Genomic DNA, 15,575 nt, shown 5'->3' with positions numbered 1-15,575 from the left:
AGAGCGGAAACAGGAGATCGCAAGATTGATTGTTGAAGTGATTGAATGAGAACTAGCGAAATTAACTGAATCAAGCGTTTTGGTATATGAATCTAATTGAAGCTGTACAGTGATTAAGTTCACAAGATCGCAAACAACTACGTTGCTACACTGACTTGTAGGTGTAACGACTGTTTGGGGTTGTATAGTCAAGTAATTAAGTGCATGTGGTGGATGCCTTGGCAGTCAGAGGCGAAGAAAGACGTGATAGCCTGCGAAAAGCTCCGGGGAGGCGGCAAATATCCTGTGATCCGGAGATGTCTGAATGGGGAAACCCACCGGCTATAAGGTCGGTATCATAAACTGAATACATAGGTTTATGAGGCGAACGCGGAGAAGTGAAACATCTCAGTATCCGTAGGAAAAGAAATCAATTGAGATTCCCTCAGTAGCGGCGAGCGAAAGGGGAACAGCCCATTAAGTCATATCAGTTTTAGTGGAATGCTCTGGGAAGTGCAACCATAGTGGGTGATAGTCCTGTACACGAAAGGGCTGATATGATGATGTCGAGTAGGGCGAGGCACGTGAAACCTTGTCTGAATATAGGGGGACCATCCTCTAAGGCTAAATACTCCTGACTGACCGATAGTGAACCAGTACCGTGAGGGAAAGGCGAAAAGAACCCCTGTGAGGGGAGTGAAATAGATCCTGAAACCGCATGCATACAAGCAGTGGGAGCCACTTTGTGTGGTGACTGCGTACCTTTTGTATAATGGGTCAGCGACTTATATTCAGTAGCGAGGTTAACCGCATAGGGGAGCCGTAGAGAAATCGAGTCTTAATAGGGCGTTTAGTTGCTGGGTATAGACCCGAAACCGGGTGATCTATCCATGAGCAGGTTGAAGGTTGGGTAACACTAACTGGAGGACCGAACCCACTGTCGTTGAAAAGCCAGGGGATGACTTGTGGATAGGGGTGAAAGGCTAATCAAACTCGGTGATAGCTGGTTCTCCCCGAAAGCTATTTAGGTAGCGCCTCGGACGAATACCATTGGGGGTAGAGCACTGTTTCGGCTAGGGGGTCATCCCGACTTACCAAACCGATGCAAACTCCGAATACCAATGAGTACTATCCGGGAGACAGACTGCGGGTGCTAACGTCCGTAGTCAAGAGGAAAACAATCCAGACCGCCAGCTAAGGTCCCTAAATCATAGTTAAGTGGGAAACGATGTGGGAAGGCATAGACAGCTAGGAGGTTGGCTTAGAAGCAGCCACCCTTTAAAGAAAGCGTAATAGCTCACTAGTCGAGTCGGCCTGCGCGGAAGATGTAACGGGGCTAAAACTATGTACCGAAGCTGCGGATTTGCAATTTATTGCAAGTGGTAGGGGAGCGTTCTGTAAGCCGATGAAGGTGGATTGAGAAGTCTGCTGGAGGTATCAGAAGTGCGAATGCTGACGTGAGTAACGACAAAACGGGTGAAAAACCCGTTCGCTGAAAGACCAAGGGTTCCAGTCCAACGTTAATCGGGGCTGGGTGAGTCGACCCCTAAGGCGAGGCCGAGAGGCGTAGTCGATGGGAAATTGGTTAATATTCCAATACTTCAGTGTAATGCGATGAGAGGACGGAGAAGGTTAAGTCAGCCTGGCGTTGGTTGTCCAGGTGGAAGACAGTAGGCATGCATCTTAGGCAAATCCGGGGTGCTCTATGCTGAGAGTTGATAGCAAGCCAGTTTACTGGTGAAGTGGCTGATACCATACTTCCAGGAAAAGTCTCTAAGCTTCAGTTACACTGGAATCGTACCCGAAACCGACACAGGTGGTCAGGTCGAGTAGACCAAAGCGCTTGAGAGAACTCTGCTGAAGGAACTAGGCAAAATGGTACCGTAACTTCGGGAGAAGGTACGCTGCCGGCGGTGATAGGACTTGCTCCTTGAGCTGTTGGCAGCCTCAGAAACCAGGCCGCTGCAACTGTTTATTAAAAACATAGCACTCTGCAAACACGAAAGTGGACGTATAGGGTGTGATGCCTGCCCGGTGCTGGAAGGTTAATTGATGGGGTTAGCGTAAGCGAAGCTCTTGATCGAAGCCCCAGTAAACGGCGGCCGTAACTATAACGGTCCTAAGGTAGCGAAATTCCTTGTCGGGTAAGTTCCGACCTGCACGAATGGCATAATGATGGCGGCGCTGTCTCCAGCAGAGGCTCAGTGAAATCGAATTCGCCGTGAAGATGCGGTGTACCCGCGGCTAGACGGAAAGACCCCGTGAACCTTTACTGCAGCTTGACATTGAACTTTGATCTTACTTGTGTAGGATAGGTGGGAGGCTTTGAAGTGGTGACGCTAGTTGCCATGGAGCCGTCCTTGAAATACCACCCTGGTAATATTGAGGTTCTAACTCTGCTCCCTGATCGGGAGCGAGGACCATGTCTGGTGGGTAGTTTGACTGGGGCGGTCTCCTCCTAAAGAGTAACGGAGGAGTACGAAGGTGCGCTCAGCGTGGTCGGAAATCACGCGTAGAGTATAAAGGCAAAAGCGCGCTTAACTGCGAGACCCACAAGTCGAGCAGGTACGAAAGTAGGTCTTAGTGATCCGGTGGTTCTGTATGGAAGGGCCATCGCTCAACGGATAAAAGGTACTCTGGGGATAACAGGCTGATACCGCCCAAGAGTTCATATCGACGGCGGTGTTTGGCACCTCGATGTCGGCTCATCTCATCCTGGGGCTGAAGCAGGTCCCAAGGGTATGGCTGTTCGCCATTTAAAGAGGTACGCGAGCTGGGTTTAGAACGTCGTGAGACAGTTCGGTCCCTATCTACCGTGGGCGCTGGAAATTTGAGAGGATCTGCTCCTAGTACGAGAGGACCAGAGTGGACGAACCTCTGGTGTACCGGTTGTGACGCCAGTCGCATCGCCGGGTAGCTATGTTCGGAAGGGATAACCGCTGAAAGCATCTAAGCGGGAAGCCTACCTCAAGATAAGATTTCCCCGAGACTTTATGTCTCCTAAAGAGCCGTTGAAGACTACGACGTTGATAGGTTGGATGTGGAAGCATAGCGATATGTGAAGCTGACCAATACTAATTGCTCGTGAGGCTTGACTATACAACACCCAAGCAGTTGTATATAAAGCGTCAATTGATTTCATATTGATCTAACGATCAGACGAAAACTTGATTTAGTTAAGCTAATCGAACAAATGAGAGTATAATTAAGCACTGCTTAGTTCTACTCGCAAGAACTCAGATATTCTGTTAATAACTCATTTGGAAAAAGCATTGGCATACACTGAAAAGTGAGACATAAGACCAAAGCAAGTATCCATAAACAGTTGTGCTGGCGACCATAGCAAGAGTGAACCACCTGATCCCTTCCCGAACTCAGAAGTGAAACCTCTTAGCGCTGATGGTAGTGTGGGGTCTCCCATGTGAGAGTAAGTCATCGCCAGCTCATTATTCCTAAAAAGCCCTCTGCTTACGCAGGGGGCTTTTTTTTATGCGTGAAATAAAGATGAAATAGAAAAAGACTTAAATAAATTTAAGCCTTTTTGAATCTATCTATTTATTGATCTGCCGCGATAATGGATTGTGTTGCATGCTTTAGCATATACAGGGCCTGACCCAATAAAAATGTCTTTTTCAGCCAAAGTAACCAGAATAAGAGGGTGCTTCGGTGCTGCAACTGCTGTCAAAATAGCTTTACCATTTTCTGCATCCAAAGTGATGTTCTGACAGCCAGTAAGATGGATTTCCTTAGTAAATGCAGAAACCATCACTAAAATCGAACTGCTCACCGCAGCCAGTTTGCTGTTGTTATAGTTGTCTTTCTTATGAATTATTGCCAATTCAAACCCATCTGTTGAGCAGACCATTACATAATATATGCCACGAACATACATCACTAATGATCTCCTGAATTTGCTGTTTGGCATGCTGAACGAGGGCTTCCGGGGCTTGACGTCTTTCTTGTATAGTAAGCATGCTTTAATCCTTAGCTCATGAGGTTATGGTTGACTTCGATTGAAGTAATGAGGGCTTCTAAGAGAAGTAAGACGTCATCTTTTTGACGTGCATCTACAAAAAAGAGAGGAGTATAAAGGTCCTGCTGGATTAGCCAGTCCTTATAAATCTGGGTAAAATGAGGGCTTTCAAGATCACTATGCGTAATCCCAACGGCAATATTATTGGTATATTCCTGGAATACTTCGATATAGCTTTTCAGTTCCTGGATCGGATCATTCACTGTATGATCGATGAGAATAATAGCACTTAGTGCGCCTTGACAGATGGCAGGCTAGATAAAGTCAAAGCGGCTTTGTCTTGGCGTCCCATATAGTCCAATTTTGGTTCCATCTTCTAAGGTGATTTCACCATAATCGATTCCTACCGTGGTTTCCATTTTTGAATGACTGCGGTCGTCAGTATTCAGTGCCTCAGTGAGTAACACTGGTATATATTAGATAAGGAACGTATCGCGGCTGTTTTACCTGCGCCCATGGAGCCCGCAAAAACGATTTTATATTGTTGTAAAATCATAAGTATTTACTTTATTTAAATCCAAATTTAAATCGTAGCTTTCCAAAAAAGCTTTTAATGAAACTTTGCTGTTCTGTTCTTTCAACTGGCGCAGTGGTGCGATAACGACTTTCCCAAGCATTAATTTTTTCAATATTTCCGGAAGCCATACTGGCTGCAATAAATTGTCGAAGTGTGAATAAAGAAATTGCATGTTGCTCAGCAATTTTTGAAATCTTAGCGCCTTAAATAAAGCAGGCAGATATCTGAAAAATACGTTTTTTATGTAGCGGATGAGCTGACTTTGGCCAGTAATGAATTTTGTAGTGACCATCTTCAGGTGCGATCTGAGCAAAATTAGGCGAGTCCCAGTGTCAACGGCATTCTAAAATTGACCCCTTTTACCTTACAAATGGCAAAGTAAAATTGACCCCTTTGATCTCGTATTAAGTTTCAACCTGGGGCTGAATCCCAATTCTTTTTTTACCCTTCAAACGATAACTCTCACCCGATATTTGTACCACATGACAGTGATGTAATAGCCGATCTAACATCGCAGCGGTCAACGTGACATCATCCGCAAATGACTTAGACCATTGGCTAAAGGGTAAGTTACTCGTCAATATCGTACTGCCTTTTTCATAACGCTTGGCAATCACGTTAAAGAACAGATTCGCTTCTTCACGTCCAAATGGTAAATAACCAATTTCATCGATAATCAGTAACTTTGGTCCCAGTACCGCACGCTGCATATAGGTTTTCAATTTACCTTGCTGATAGGCTGTACTCAGTTGCAGCATTAAATCCGCTGCGGTAATGAACTTGATCTTAATGTTGTTCATGATGGCCTTATAGCCTAATGCCATAGATAAGTGCGTTTTTCCTACTCCGCTAGCCCCCAGAAACACCACATTTTCTGCTCTAGCAATAAAGCTCAGATTGAACAGTTCAATCACCTGTGATTTAGGGGCCCCTAGGGCATAATTAAAATCATAGTCTTCCAGGGTTTTGACTTGAGGCAGGCCTGAGAGTTTCATCAGTACCTGCTGACTGCGCTGTTGCCTGGCAGCATATTCATGCGTCAAGATTGCTTCAACAAAGTCGGCATAACTTCCATCCTGACCTAATGTTTGTTGTGCATGATGTGACCATTGTGATGCGATGGCAGGCAGATTGAGCTTTTGGCAAAGCTGCTCTATACGGTCGTATTGCAGATTCATCAGGAAACTCCTAGCAACTGATCATATACCGATAAGGGATGCTGCAAACTCTCGTAGGGCATGATATGCTGTGCTGCTGCAACAGGTACAGTGCCAGAACCTGTATCTGATTGCGGTAATGGCGTAAATTTTTGCTGCTCCTGTTGCAGTCGAACAGCCGGTTTTTCTTGCGTGGTGGCATGAATCCGCTGATTGGCGGTTTCATGCAGCCACCGGCCAATGTGGGCATTGGCGACATCAACATTTAACAGTAAACCCGAAGTCTTCAGGCTTGCTTTCAATGGCACAATAAAGCTTGATTTGAGGTATCCATTAAAGCGTTCAACTTTGCCTTTGGTCTGTGCACGGTAGGGCTTACATACGCGAGGACGAAAGCTGTATTTCTTGGCGCAGTCGAGCAGTTTGGGGTTCCATTTATGCTGCCCCTCCTGATAGGCATCCCGTTCAATCATGATCGTTTTAGCGTTATCAAACAGGATTTCTTGAGGTACTCCTGCAAAGAACTGAAATGCATTTTCTAGACCATCGATCCATGCATCGGTACGTTCATGATCATAAAATTTCACGAAAGTCGCTCTGGAATACCCTAATGTTGCGACAAAGGCTTTCAAAGTCGTGTTGTTGCGTCGAATCGTGGTGAAATCCACCTGCATTTGTTGGCCAGGTTGGGTTTCAAAACGAATGATCGGTTCCGGTTTAGCAACTGGTTTTAATGTTGCGAGATATTCCCTCAAGATCCTGATCTTTCCTGGATATCCCAACCTTAAAATTTCCTGGTAGAGCACAACAGCAGGAATCCATTCAGGATGAGCTGCGTTTACACGTTTGAGTAAATAGGGTTTATATGGATCAAGAATACTTGTTCTAGGTTGTGTACGCCGATACTGAGGTGTTTCCTTCTGCCGTAAATATTTACGTACGGTATTTCGGGACACCCCCAGTTCACGACTAATGGCTTTAATGGATTTACCTTGCTGATGAAGTATTTGGATTGTCACTGCTTGCTCCAAAGTTAACATGTTGAGCAGTCCAAAATGACCGCTATATTAACCAAGGGGGTCAGTTTTTAAATGCCGTTAGGGGGTCATTTTTACACTGCCGCTAACACCAGAAAAAATTCAATAACCAGTCCTGCAGAATCTGCGTTTCTCTACGTGTCACTTTTAATAGGTCGCTAGTAAGCGAAGTCGTATTAAAATGAAAAGTCTGTACCTGTTTCAGCCCGGTCTTTGTTTAACCAAACCAAGTTTTTTGCTGAGTCAATGATGGCAATAGTGCCATGCTGATCATAGAGATGTAATTTGCCTTTTTCAGGATGCAGCATCTCTTTAAAAAAGTTGATGGTATAGGGAGGGTCAGAAGATTGCTGGGAGTGAACTAGCGTTGAAAATATAGGTTCTTCTATTTCTGGTTTAATTTCTGAATTAAGAACATTTTGCTCAAACCAGTGCTTGAGAATTTGTGTGTTTTGCAGGGGTAAAGCGAGCGTGTTATTTATAATCTGGTTCGAATATTGAGCATTTTTAGAGATGCATAAATAAGGACATTTTTGGTTTTTGAGAACACGTTGAATACCCTCTGTTTCAAGAAAGTATTCATACACCAACAGGCAATCGAGATGAGGATCGGAAGCAGTGTTCCATTGCAGGATAAAATGGTCAGGAGTGATGTGTTGTAAAGTCTTTTTTAGTTCATCAGCATCGTGAATACTTAAACCTGCTATTCCAATATGAATATAATGCCTATGCATTTTAAGTCTCGATTAAACTTTATATTTTATTGGGTGAAGCGCATAAGAAATCCCCTTTATCGCATGAAATAAAGGGGAAAACTGTGTATTAGCTGAAGTCTAAACCTTATTCAAAAGATTTAAGCTCATGACGAGCCATAGCCCGGTTTGCTTTAGAGCGATCCAGTACAAGATACAGGAATACATTATTATTCTTTTCGAGTGGGCGAATGAGATGATATTGCTTGCCCAGCGTAATCAGAATATCTTCAATCGAGTCATTCAGGTTTAATGAATTCGCTACACGGCGTTTAGCGCGAACCACTTCTGTATTGCCAGCTGCTGCAAGTTTACGATCGATATTGCCACCACCTTGGGTTGCTAAAGCCAAGCCGCTTTCACCATCAGCTAATGCTACAGCAACGAAACCATCAATGTCTGTAAGTGTATCTAAGGTTACCTTAGCCACAATTATTTCCCTGTTATAAAAATAGTTGATGCGTTATTTGTATTTGATGAAGTTCTAATATTATCTTTTTCATTCAAATTCATTATAAAAATGGGTAAGTAAATTACAATTGAAATAAAAACCATATAAAATTTAATGGTTTACTTTAGATTTTAATTTTTAACTTCTACTTTGTAATTATGTGATGCGTTTATCTTTTTATTTAAGGATATGTGAAACAATTTTGTGATCTATAATCTCAGCTTAATCTAAAAGATGTAATAAAATATTTTAAATGTATTATGGAGCTAATTAGGTGAAAATTTCAGTTAAAAAAATAGATTCACTTCATTCCCTGATAAATCTAAAGAATAAAAAAAGCCAATATCTCATTGGCTTTTAGTAAAACTGAATTTTTGAGGTTGAAGTATTTATGCAAATACGCGTAATACTGCATCAATCAATACCCAAAGAATCGCAAGCGCAACCACTGGCTCAACGATTTTTGCCCAGGTTGGTGTTTCTACAACAGCAACTTCTTCAACATCATGATGCTGGCTATTTTGATGAACCATTTGGCTAAACTCCTTCATTGATGCTTCTAATGATAGCTCTTCTTCATGAATTGGTTTAGAGCCTTTGAGTTCTGTTAGGTTATTTGTTGTCCAAACCCAATCATCTGCCTGGCCAGACAAATGTTCAATTTGTCCTTTTAGCAGCTCTTGGATACTGGTCTGATTATGATTGCCAGTATCATGTAACTGCTTTAATTCAGTCAGCTGAAAATGGAAAATTTCAGACGTGAGCTGTTCCAGCTCGGGTTTTGGTAAAGTTGACTGGTTTTCCACTCGGGTAGTCAGGTGACGGGCGATTTCCAGGATATAAAGTTCATCTGGGTGTTTGATTTCATTATAAATTTTTTGCGGGTTATTGCGCCATTCGCTAATCAGTTTGCCTAAAGTGAGAGCATTGATTTCTGAAATATATTTACGTCTTTCTTCTTTTGTATAGCTTTGTAGAAGCTCAGGCTTTTGAGTTTCTATCTGTTCAACAAAATATTGTACTAAATCAAAAGCCATTCACTTACTCCATTATTTTTAATCTAATAACCTTAGGGTTGGTTTTTTCTTTGCGGGTTCAGGCTGTTCTTCAGTGCTTGATTTTAAAGCATCTTCATCATTTTGTGTATGCTCATATTCATTTGGATCAAAGAATAATCCCTGACCGTTCTCACGTGCATAGATCCCGAGGACTGCTGCCATCGGTACATAGATATCACGTGATACACCGCCAAAACGTGCTGAGAAGGTGATGGCTTCATTATCCATATTCAGCGCATGAATTGCATGCGGCACAATATTCAGGACAATCTGGCCATCTTTAATAAACTGTTCAGGTACCATGGTATTTGGACGTGTAGCATCGACCAGCAGATAAGGCGTCATATTGTTATCGCAAATCCACTCATAGATTGCACGTGCCATATAGGGACGGGTAGGACTTAAGTTGAATTCTTGTTCAGACATGATGTTTCTCTACAGATTTGATTTGCTCTTGGTAGCGGTTTTTTTCCTGCAATGTCATGGATTTTGCAAATGCAGGACGGCTAAAAACTCGTTGGCAATATAAATAAAATGGACGACATTGTTGTCGAGGTAATTCTACTCCCATGCTTTTGAGTCGAATGAAAATGGGAGCCAGCATGCAATCTAAGATGCTGAATTGTTCCGACATAAAATAAGGAAAATGCTGGAACAGGGGAGTTAATGAAATCAGGATATCATGCAACTGTTTTTGAGCTTTCACTTTAGCTACAGCATCCAAGGTATCTGGGTGGCATAACATGATATCGGCCAGTTTGAGCCAGTCATTTTCAAAACGCCAGATATATTGCCGCTGTTCCGCACGTGGCATAGGGGCATCTGCATAGAGCTTGTTCTGGCGGTAACGATCGTCTATATATTCTGAAATGATGCTGGTATTGAACAATTTTAAATCATTTTCAATCAGCATGGGCAGCTGGTTATAAGGATTGAGGCTGGCCAGATCTTCATCATCGCTATCGACCAGAATCAGGTTATATTTAATCTGCTTTTCGGCAAGTACGTAGCGAATCCAATGGGAACGAAAGTCATCGGCATGGCTATATAAGGTGAGTCCTTGAAGTGGCGCGCTTTCGACTGACATAAATCCTGATTAAGTTCTAATGAATAGACTAGGATACTAAAAATCAACCCAAAAAGCACGAAGCATAAAAAGCCAATTGGACTAAGGCAGGGTAGAGTAGAGAAAAAAATGAAAGGAGCAGAACAACATGATCATGAATTTTGGCTTAATCATTCTGTTTATTATTATCGGTGTTGCGAATTATTATCTGACCAAATCCTTCTGGTGCCATGAAGGAGTGTGGGGTAAGGATGTGCATGAACAATGACAATAAAAATAATATTAAGTGGTCATTTTAAAACCATAAAAAAACCCTGGAATAAACCAGGGTTTTTTGTCCGATCCGGTAAACGAATTAACGTTTAGAGAATTGAGGACGTTTACGAGCTTTACGTAAACCAAGTTTCTTACGTTCAACTTCACGAGCATCACGAGTAACGAAACCAGCTTGACGAAGAGCAGGTTTAAGAGTTTCGTCAGAAGCGATCAGTGCACGAGTAATACCGTGACGGATAGCGCCTGCTTGACCACCGATACCACCACCAGCAACAGTGATGTAAAGGTCATATTTCTCAGTCGCTTCAAGAAGCTCTAGAGGTTGACGAACAACCATACGAGCAGTCTCACGACCGAAGTATTGTTCTAAAGAACGGTTGTTGATTACGAGTTTACCAGTACCAGCAGATAGGAAAACACGTGCAGTTGCGGTCTTACGGCGACCTGTACCATAGTTAGTAGCCATGTGCTGTATCCCTTAGATGTCCAAAACTTGTGGCTGTTGAGCAGTATGTGGATGCTCAGTACCAGCGTACACTTTCATTTTTTTGATCATTGCATAACCAAGAGGACCTTTTGGCAACATGCCTTTTACAGCGCGTTGGAAAATTTCTTCTGGTTTGTGAGCAACTAATTTTTCAAAATTAGTTTCACGAATACCACCAGGGAAACCAGTATGGCGATAGTATTTCTTGTCAAGTGATTTGTTACCAGTCACTTGAACTTGCTCAGCATTGATAACAACGATGTAATCACCAGTGTCAACGTGAGGAGTATAAGAAGTTTTATGCTTACCGCGTAAACGACGAGCGATTTCAGTCGCGAGACGACCTAAAGTTTTGCCAGAAGCATCAACAACGTACCAGTCGTGTTGAACTTCAGCTGGCTTAGCGCTGAGAGTTTTCATTAAACCACTACCTATTATAGTTGGTTTGGACTATGGAAGCTGTCCAAACAAAAGGAGACCGAATTCTACCCGAAAGCCGGGAGAACCACAATGAAAATATAAAATTTCAAGCGCTGTATTTTACAACGTCTTTCAATGAATGACCAGTAGGATTTTTAGCCTATAAACACATATGATTAATCATTAAATAATAGAACGGACCTAAGACTAGGGGCACGTCTTTGTGAGAATGGATTCACCTGTTTTTTAATATGTATTTCTTTAGCAAATGGCCTGTCTTCGAGTCTGCCTAGGTTTGCTTTCTAAACTTGAGACAATCCTCCTTGAAAATGCCAAAAGCTAAACATGTCGAGTGTTGAGAGGATTGCCTGAAACTCTTTATAGGGTTTATTGACGTCAGCACGGTTTTATCTTTCTTTAATATAATGAGAAATGTACAGTATTATTTGAATAAACATCATCTAAACCTTTATCTAAAACTTTCCCTGTGAAATTTGTACTAAAATAAGGACAATTGATAATACAGAAGAAAGTCATGCTGCCTTTATATATTACCAGTGGTGAACCTGCCGGAATTGGTCCAGATATCTGCTTGAGTCTGGCGGATCGTATTGATGAGCGTCCATTGGTGGTACTTGCCGATCTGTATATGCTCCGTCAACGGGCGCAGCAGTTAAAACTTCTGGTTGAACTGATTGAATACACAGGGCAAACAACTTCTTCAGAAAAAGGTCAGCTTTATGTTGAGCATGTGCCTTTAAAAGAACCGGTAGTACTAGGTCAGCTAAATAGCCACAATGCCGCTTATGTACTGGAACAGCTGCGTCGTTCAGCCAAATATGCCATGTCAGGCAAAAGTGTCGGAGTGGCTACAGCGCCAGTGCAGAAGTCAGTCATTAATGATGCAGACATCCATTTCAGTGGTCATACCGAGTATTACCAGGAATTTGCTGGTGTACCGCGTGTGGTGATGATGCTAGCGACTAAAACTTTACGTGTTGCTTTAGCAACTACCCATCTGCCACTTCGTGCAGTTGCCGATGCCATTACTCCGGAACGCTTGCATCAGGTGATTGATATCCTGATTCATGACTTAAAATCGAAGTTTAAAATCGAGCATCCGCATATTCTGGTCTGTGGTTTAAATCCACATGCAGGTGAGGGCGGTTATTTGGGTATGGAAGAGATTGAAGTCATCAATCCAGTACTGGAGACTTACCGTACTCAAGGTATCAATATGAGTCTGAGCCTGCCTGCAGATACTTTATTTACCGCTGAAAATTTGAAAGATGCCGATGCTGTTCTGGCGATGTATCACGATCAGGGTTTACCTGTGTTAAAATCTCAGGGCTTTGGTGAAGCCATCAATATTACTTTGGGCTTACCGTTTATCCGAACTTCTGTCGATCACGGCACAGCACTCTCCCTCGCAGGTACAGGCCTTGCGAAAAGCTCAAGCTTACATGTGGCTGTGGACTTGGCGCTGGATTTAGCGCGTCAATGATCTCGTCTTTATTACACGTTGGAAATGTCTATGTATCAGATTAATGCCTTAAACCCAAAAGATGAAGGGCATCACACGCGCAAGCGTTTTGGTCAAAACTTCTTACATGACCAACGTGTCATTGCCAAAATTGTGCGTTCCGTAAATCCGCGTGCAGGCGAAAATATTGTTGAAATTGGCCCGGGTCTGGCAGCTTTGACATCTCCTTTAATTGGTGAATGTGATGCCTTGACCGTACTTGAGCTGGACCGTGACTTGGCCGCTGGTTTGCCGAGTCGTGTGCCACATCCTGAACGTTTAACCATTATTGAAACAGACGCACTGAAATACGATTTCACTAATTTGTTTGAAGAAGGTCGTCCGCTACGTATAGTCGGAAACCTGCCTTATAACATTTCAACACCACTATTGTTCCATCTCCTGGAATTTGGTGACAAAGTGAAAGACATGCACTTCATGCTGCAAAAAGAAGTGGTCGATCGTATTACAGCTTCACCGAACACCAAAGAATATGGTCGTTTGTCAGTGATGATCCAGTATTACTGCAAACCGACTTTTCTGTTTGAAGTGCCGCCAGGTTCTTTTAATCCGCCACCAAAAGTGACATCTGCCGTGTTCCGTTTGGAGCCATATGATGTAAAACCGATCGTGGCAAGAAATGAAAAAGCTTTGGCTCGTCTGGTATCGCATGTATTTACCCAGCGCCGTAAAACGTTGCGTAATAGCCTAAAAGGGATGCTGGTTGAAGATGGTTTTGAAAAGGCAGGTGTGGATCCAATGGCACGTCCGGAGACTCTAACCCTTGCCCAATTTGTGGCTTTATCTGATCAAATGGTAGCTTAAGAATAATGACCCGCACTGTTCGATACAATTATGTGATTGGTGATGTACAAGGCTGTTTTGAAGCCTTGAAGGCACTCCTGAAAGAAATCCGTTTTGATCCTGATCAGGACTTTGTCTGGTTTGCTGGTGATCTGGTGGCTCGAGGGGAAAACTCGCTGGGTGCATTACGCTTCATTAAAAAGCTTGTCGATAATGGCGTGGCGGCAACAGTGCTGGGTAATCATGACCTGACTTTGCTGGCTTATGCACGCGGTATTAAGCCGATTAAAGACAAGGATAATGTCCGTGATGTGATTGATGCGATCGACAGTGATGAGTTAATTGACTGGATCCGTAAACAGCCGATGTGTCTGTTTCCGAATGAACAGACGGTACTGACCCATGCCGGTATTCCCAATATCTGGGATGCAGCCAAGACGGCTGAATTGGCTAAAGAAGTAGAAGCCATTATTGCCCATGATGATTTTGAGGTGGTGGATACTTTCTTAAAGGAAATGTTTGGGAAAGAGCCTACACTCTGGTCAGATGAATTAGAAGGTCATGAGCGTACACGCTGTATCGTGAATTACCTGACCCGGATGCGTTTAACTGATGCAGAAGGGTGTCTGGAATATAGTTTTAAAGATTCACTGGATGATCCGATGCCAGAAGGTTTTAAGCCTTGGTTTGAATTTGAATCGAAAACTGCAGCAACCCATCAAATTGTATTTGGACACTGGGCCGCTTTACAGGGTAAAACCATTTCTGGGCGAATTCAGAATGTCGATGGCGGCTGTGTCTGGGGTAATCAGTTGATGGCTTATCGACTGGAAGACCAGCAAATGTTTGCCGTCGATAATCCGGTATTTTAAAATATTTAAAGCTCAAAAAAGCCACGTTGAACGTGGCTTTTTTATTGTGCTGATGATTAGTCTGCGCGAATCCAGGTCTGGTTGCGGCCCAGAACTGAAACACCCATACTGGCACGTAGCGTTAAACGCTTGCCGGTATTGTTTAGACGAACCTTGGCATCATAAATTTTACCTGCCAATGGATCAATGACACGACCTTTTTCATAATTTTTGGTGCCTTCAACGTGTTTCAGGCCTTTTAGAATAGTCATGCCTAAAATCGGTTGATCGGTATAAGGGGCTGGACATTTATTACATTTTTCGCGTGGTGTATAACCTGGACGTGGCGTGATTTTCGCAATCTTGCCTGAGTAAGTATTATTTGCTTCTTTTTCGATGACAATGATGGCTTTTGCTGCTCCAGTTTTATCATCAATTTGTTGCCAGGTTCCGCTAATATCTTGAGCCCACAGGTTCATCATGAATCCTGTAGTCAATGTGGCAAGGAATATCTTCTTTAACATATCCATCATTCCAAAGAACTTTTCATTATTACCCGCACATGTTAGGAAGATTGCACAAATAGTCAATAAATAATTAAAAACATGGAATTAAATTTATAAAAAAAGCTGCCTGTTTGGCAGCTTTGAGAAAAAGTGTGAACTTATTCCTGACGAATCCAGGTTTGGCTACGACCCAGAGCAGATACACCCACATAACCGCGTAGGGTTAAACGTTTGCCGTTGCTGCTCAGACGAACCTTGGCATCGTAAATTTTACCTGTCAATGGATCAATCACACGACCTTTTTCATAATTCACGCTATCACCGACCTGTTTTAAACCTGTCAGTACGTCCATCCCCAGGATCGGCTGATTGGTATAAGGAGCAGGACATTTATTACAGGTTTTTTGTGGGGTATAACCTGGACGAGGCGTTACTTTGACAATTTTGCCGGCATAAGTACCATTGCTGTCCTGACGGATTTCAATCAGTGCTTTGGGTGAACCAGTCTTATCATCGATTTGTTGCCATGTCCCGGTCAAGTCTTGTGCATAAATGGTCCCAGTCATGAATGTAGCAATGAGCATTAATCCTAATTTAGATTTATTCATTTATATTTATCCTTTTTTCATAGATGAAACAAACTATCCCAAACACAAGCG

The 15,575-nt window shown here is 42.9% G+C and carries 15 protein-coding genes, 2 rRNA genes and 2 pseudogenes; 5 read left to right on the top strand and 14 right to left on the bottom strand.

Annotated elements, in window-relative coordinates; all coding sequences use genetic code 11:
• The first annotated feature begins 186 nt into the window (after positions 1-186).
• Positions 187-3,078: ribosomal RNA gene (locus tag ACWM1W_RS12655) — 23S ribosomal RNA — on the top strand.
• 230 nt (positions 3,079-3,308) lie between these two features.
• Positions 3,309-3,423, top strand: a 5S ribosomal RNA gene (rrf, locus tag ACWM1W_RS12650).
• A gap of 111 nt (positions 3,424-3,534) precedes the next feature.
• Here the strand turns inward: rrf and ACWM1W_RS12645 are convergent.
• The 12 genes and pseudogenes from ACWM1W_RS12645 to rplM form a co-directional block, all read right to left on the bottom strand.
• A pseudogene (locus ACWM1W_RS12645) lies at positions 3,535-3,953 on the bottom strand (roadblock/LC7 domain-containing protein).
• A 10-nt stretch (positions 3,954-3,963) separates the two neighbouring features.
• A pseudogene (locus tag ACWM1W_RS12640) lies at positions 3,964-4,508 on the bottom strand (GTP-binding protein).
• Positions 4,489-4,821 carry a hypothetical protein gene (locus ACWM1W_RS12635; RefSeq protein WP_375725666.1) on the bottom strand — a complete coding sequence of 111 codons (333 nt, stop codon included), beginning with the start codon at positions 4,819-4,821 and terminating at the stop codon, positions 4,489-4,491. Before ACWM1W_RS12635 ends, ACWM1W_RS12640 begins: the two are co-directional and overlap by 20 nt.
• 112 nt (positions 4,822-4,933) lie before the next feature.
• Entirely contained in the window at positions 4,934-5,707 is a 774-nt protein-coding gene (istB, locus tag ACWM1W_RS12630; protein WP_075167882.1) for an IS21-like element ISAba8 family helper ATPase IstB, read from the bottom strand.
• Complete coding sequence (gene istA / locus ACWM1W_RS12625; protein WP_286716026.1) at positions 5,707-6,726, bottom strand: IS21 family transposase; 1,020 nt, start codon at positions 6,724-6,726, stop codon at positions 5,707-5,709. The genes istB and istA overlap by 1 nt, the downstream gene beginning before the upstream one ends.
• 173 nt (positions 6,727-6,899) lie before the next feature.
• Positions 6,900-7,457: a hypothetical protein gene (locus ACWM1W_RS12620; RefSeq protein WP_375725665.1), complete on the bottom strand. Its 558-nt coding sequence runs from the start codon at positions 7,455-7,457 to the stop codon at positions 6,900-6,902.
• Between the two features lie 106 nt (positions 7,458-7,563).
• Entirely contained in the window at positions 7,564-7,905 is a 342-nt protein-coding gene (locus ACWM1W_RS12615; RefSeq protein WP_375725664.1) for a roadblock/LC7 domain-containing protein, read from the bottom strand.
• A gap of 410 nt (positions 7,906-8,315) precedes the next feature.
• On the bottom strand, positions 8,316-8,963 hold the full coding sequence (locus ACWM1W_RS12610; RefSeq protein WP_005237167.1) for a hypothetical protein: 648 nt from the start codon (positions 8,961-8,963) through the stop codon (positions 8,316-8,318).
• An 18-nt stretch (positions 8,964-8,981) separates the two neighbouring features.
• Positions 8,982-9,410 (bottom strand): ClpXP protease specificity-enhancing factor, encoded by a 429-nt coding sequence (locus ACWM1W_RS12605; protein WP_375725663.1) that lies wholly within the window; start codon positions 9,408-9,410, stop codon positions 8,982-8,984.
• Positions 9,403-10,071 (bottom strand): glutathione S-transferase N-terminal domain-containing protein, encoded by a 669-nt coding sequence (locus tag ACWM1W_RS12600; protein WP_034171094.1) that lies wholly within the window; start codon positions 10,069-10,071, stop codon positions 9,403-9,405. The genes ACWM1W_RS12605 and ACWM1W_RS12600 overlap by 8 nt, the downstream gene beginning before the upstream one ends.
• Positions 10,072-10,405: 334 nt before the next feature.
• Positions 10,406-10,792, bottom strand: a complete 387-nt coding sequence (rpsI, locus tag ACWM1W_RS12595; protein WP_004785251.1) for a 30S ribosomal protein S9 — start codon at positions 10,790-10,792, stop codon at positions 10,406-10,408.
• 12 nt (positions 10,793-10,804) lie between these two features.
• Complete coding sequence (gene rplM / locus ACWM1W_RS12590) at positions 10,805-11,233, bottom strand: 50S ribosomal protein L13 (RefSeq protein WP_004785249.1); 429 nt, start codon at positions 11,231-11,233, stop codon at positions 10,805-10,807.
• Between the two features lie 535 nt (positions 11,234-11,768).
• Here rplM and pdxA point away from each other — a divergent pair.
• Genes pdxA through ACWM1W_RS12575 form a run of 3 tightly spaced genes read left to right on the top strand, consistent with a single transcriptional unit; the run spans position 11,769 to position 14,431 of the window.
• Positions 11,769-12,737 (top strand): 4-hydroxythreonine-4-phosphate dehydrogenase PdxA, encoded by a 969-nt coding sequence (pdxA, locus tag ACWM1W_RS12585; RefSeq protein WP_375725662.1) that lies wholly within the window; start codon positions 11,769-11,771, stop codon positions 12,735-12,737.
• Between the two features lie 30 nt (positions 12,738-12,767).
• On the top strand, positions 12,768-13,580 hold the full coding sequence (gene rsmA, locus ACWM1W_RS12580; RefSeq protein WP_375725661.1) for a 16S rRNA (adenine(1518)-N(6)/adenine(1519)-N(6))-dimethyltransferase RsmA: 813 nt from the start codon (positions 12,768-12,770) through the stop codon (positions 13,578-13,580).
• Positions 13,581-13,585: 5 nt separating this feature from the next.
• Entirely contained in the window at positions 13,586-14,431 is an 846-nt protein-coding gene (locus tag ACWM1W_RS12575) for a symmetrical bis(5'-nucleosyl)-tetraphosphatase (RefSeq protein ID WP_375725660.1), read from the top strand.
• Between the two features lie 56 nt (positions 14,432-14,487).
• Here the strand turns inward: ACWM1W_RS12575 and ACWM1W_RS12570 are convergent, their stop codons facing one another.
• On the bottom strand, positions 14,488-14,934 hold the full coding sequence (locus ACWM1W_RS12570; RefSeq protein WP_180034242.1) for a DUF2147 domain-containing protein: 447 nt from the start codon (positions 14,932-14,934) through the stop codon (positions 14,488-14,490).
• Between the two features lie 140 nt (positions 14,935-15,074).
• On the bottom strand, positions 15,075-15,524 hold the full coding sequence (locus ACWM1W_RS12565; protein ID WP_005237150.1) for a DUF2147 domain-containing protein: 450 nt from the start codon (positions 15,522-15,524) through the stop codon (positions 15,075-15,077).
• Between the last annotated feature and the right edge of the window lie 51 nt (positions 15,525-15,575).

The sequence above is a fragment of the Acinetobacter sp. TW_SC_4 genome, assembly GCF_054861205.1.
Note: the sequence above shows the minus strand (reverse complement) of the source record. Positions and strands in the feature narration are given on the sequence as shown.

Bases quoted from the DNA above. Each gene is read 5' to 3' on its own strand.
- ACWM1W_RS12635 (WP_375725666.1), bottom strand. From the start codon at position 4,821: ATGGTCACTACAAAATTCATTACTGGCCAAAGTCAGCTCATCCGCTAC.
- istB (WP_075167882.1), bottom strand. From the start codon at position 5,707: ATGAATCTGCAATACGACCGTATAGAGCAGCTTTGCCAAAAGCTCAAT.
- istA (WP_286716026.1), bottom strand. From the start codon at position 6,726: ATGTTAACTTTGGAGCAAGCAGTGACAATCCAAATACTTCATCAGCAA.
- ACWM1W_RS12620 (WP_375725665.1), bottom strand. From the start codon at position 7,457: ATGCATAGGCATTATATTCATATTGGAATAGCAGGTTTAAGTATTCAC.
- ACWM1W_RS12610 (WP_005237167.1), bottom strand. From the start codon at position 8,963: ATGGCTTTTGATTTAGTACAATATTTTGTTGAACAGATAGAAACTCAA.
- ACWM1W_RS12605 (WP_375725663.1), bottom strand. From the start codon at position 9,410: ATGTCTGAACAAGAATTCAACTTAAGTCCTACCCGTCCCTATATGGCA.
- ACWM1W_RS12600 (WP_034171094.1), bottom strand. From the start codon at position 10,071: ATGTCAGTCGAAAGCGCGCCACTTCAAGGACTCACCTTATATAGCCAT.
- rpsI (WP_004785251.1), bottom strand. From the start codon at position 10,792: ATGGCTACTAACTATGGTACAGGTCGCCGTAAGACCGCAACTGCACGT.
- rplM (WP_004785249.1), bottom strand. From the start codon at position 11,233: ATGAAAACTCTCAGCGCTAAGCCAGCTGAAGTTCAACACGACTGGTAC.
- pdxA (WP_375725662.1), top strand. From the start codon at position 11,769: ATGCTGCCTTTATATATTACCAGTGGTGAACCTGCCGGAATTGGTCCA.
- rsmA (WP_375725661.1), top strand. From the start codon at position 12,768: ATGTATCAGATTAATGCCTTAAACCCAAAAGATGAAGGGCATCACACG.
- ACWM1W_RS12575 (WP_375725660.1), top strand. From the start codon at position 13,586: ATGACCCGCACTGTTCGATACAATTATGTGATTGGTGATGTACAAGGC.
- ACWM1W_RS12570 (WP_180034242.1), bottom strand. From the start codon at position 14,934: ATGTTAAAGAAGATATTCCTTGCCACATTGACTACAGGATTCATGATG.
- ACWM1W_RS12565 (WP_005237150.1), bottom strand. From the start codon at position 15,524: ATGAATAAATCTAAATTAGGATTAATGCTCATTGCTACATTCATGACT.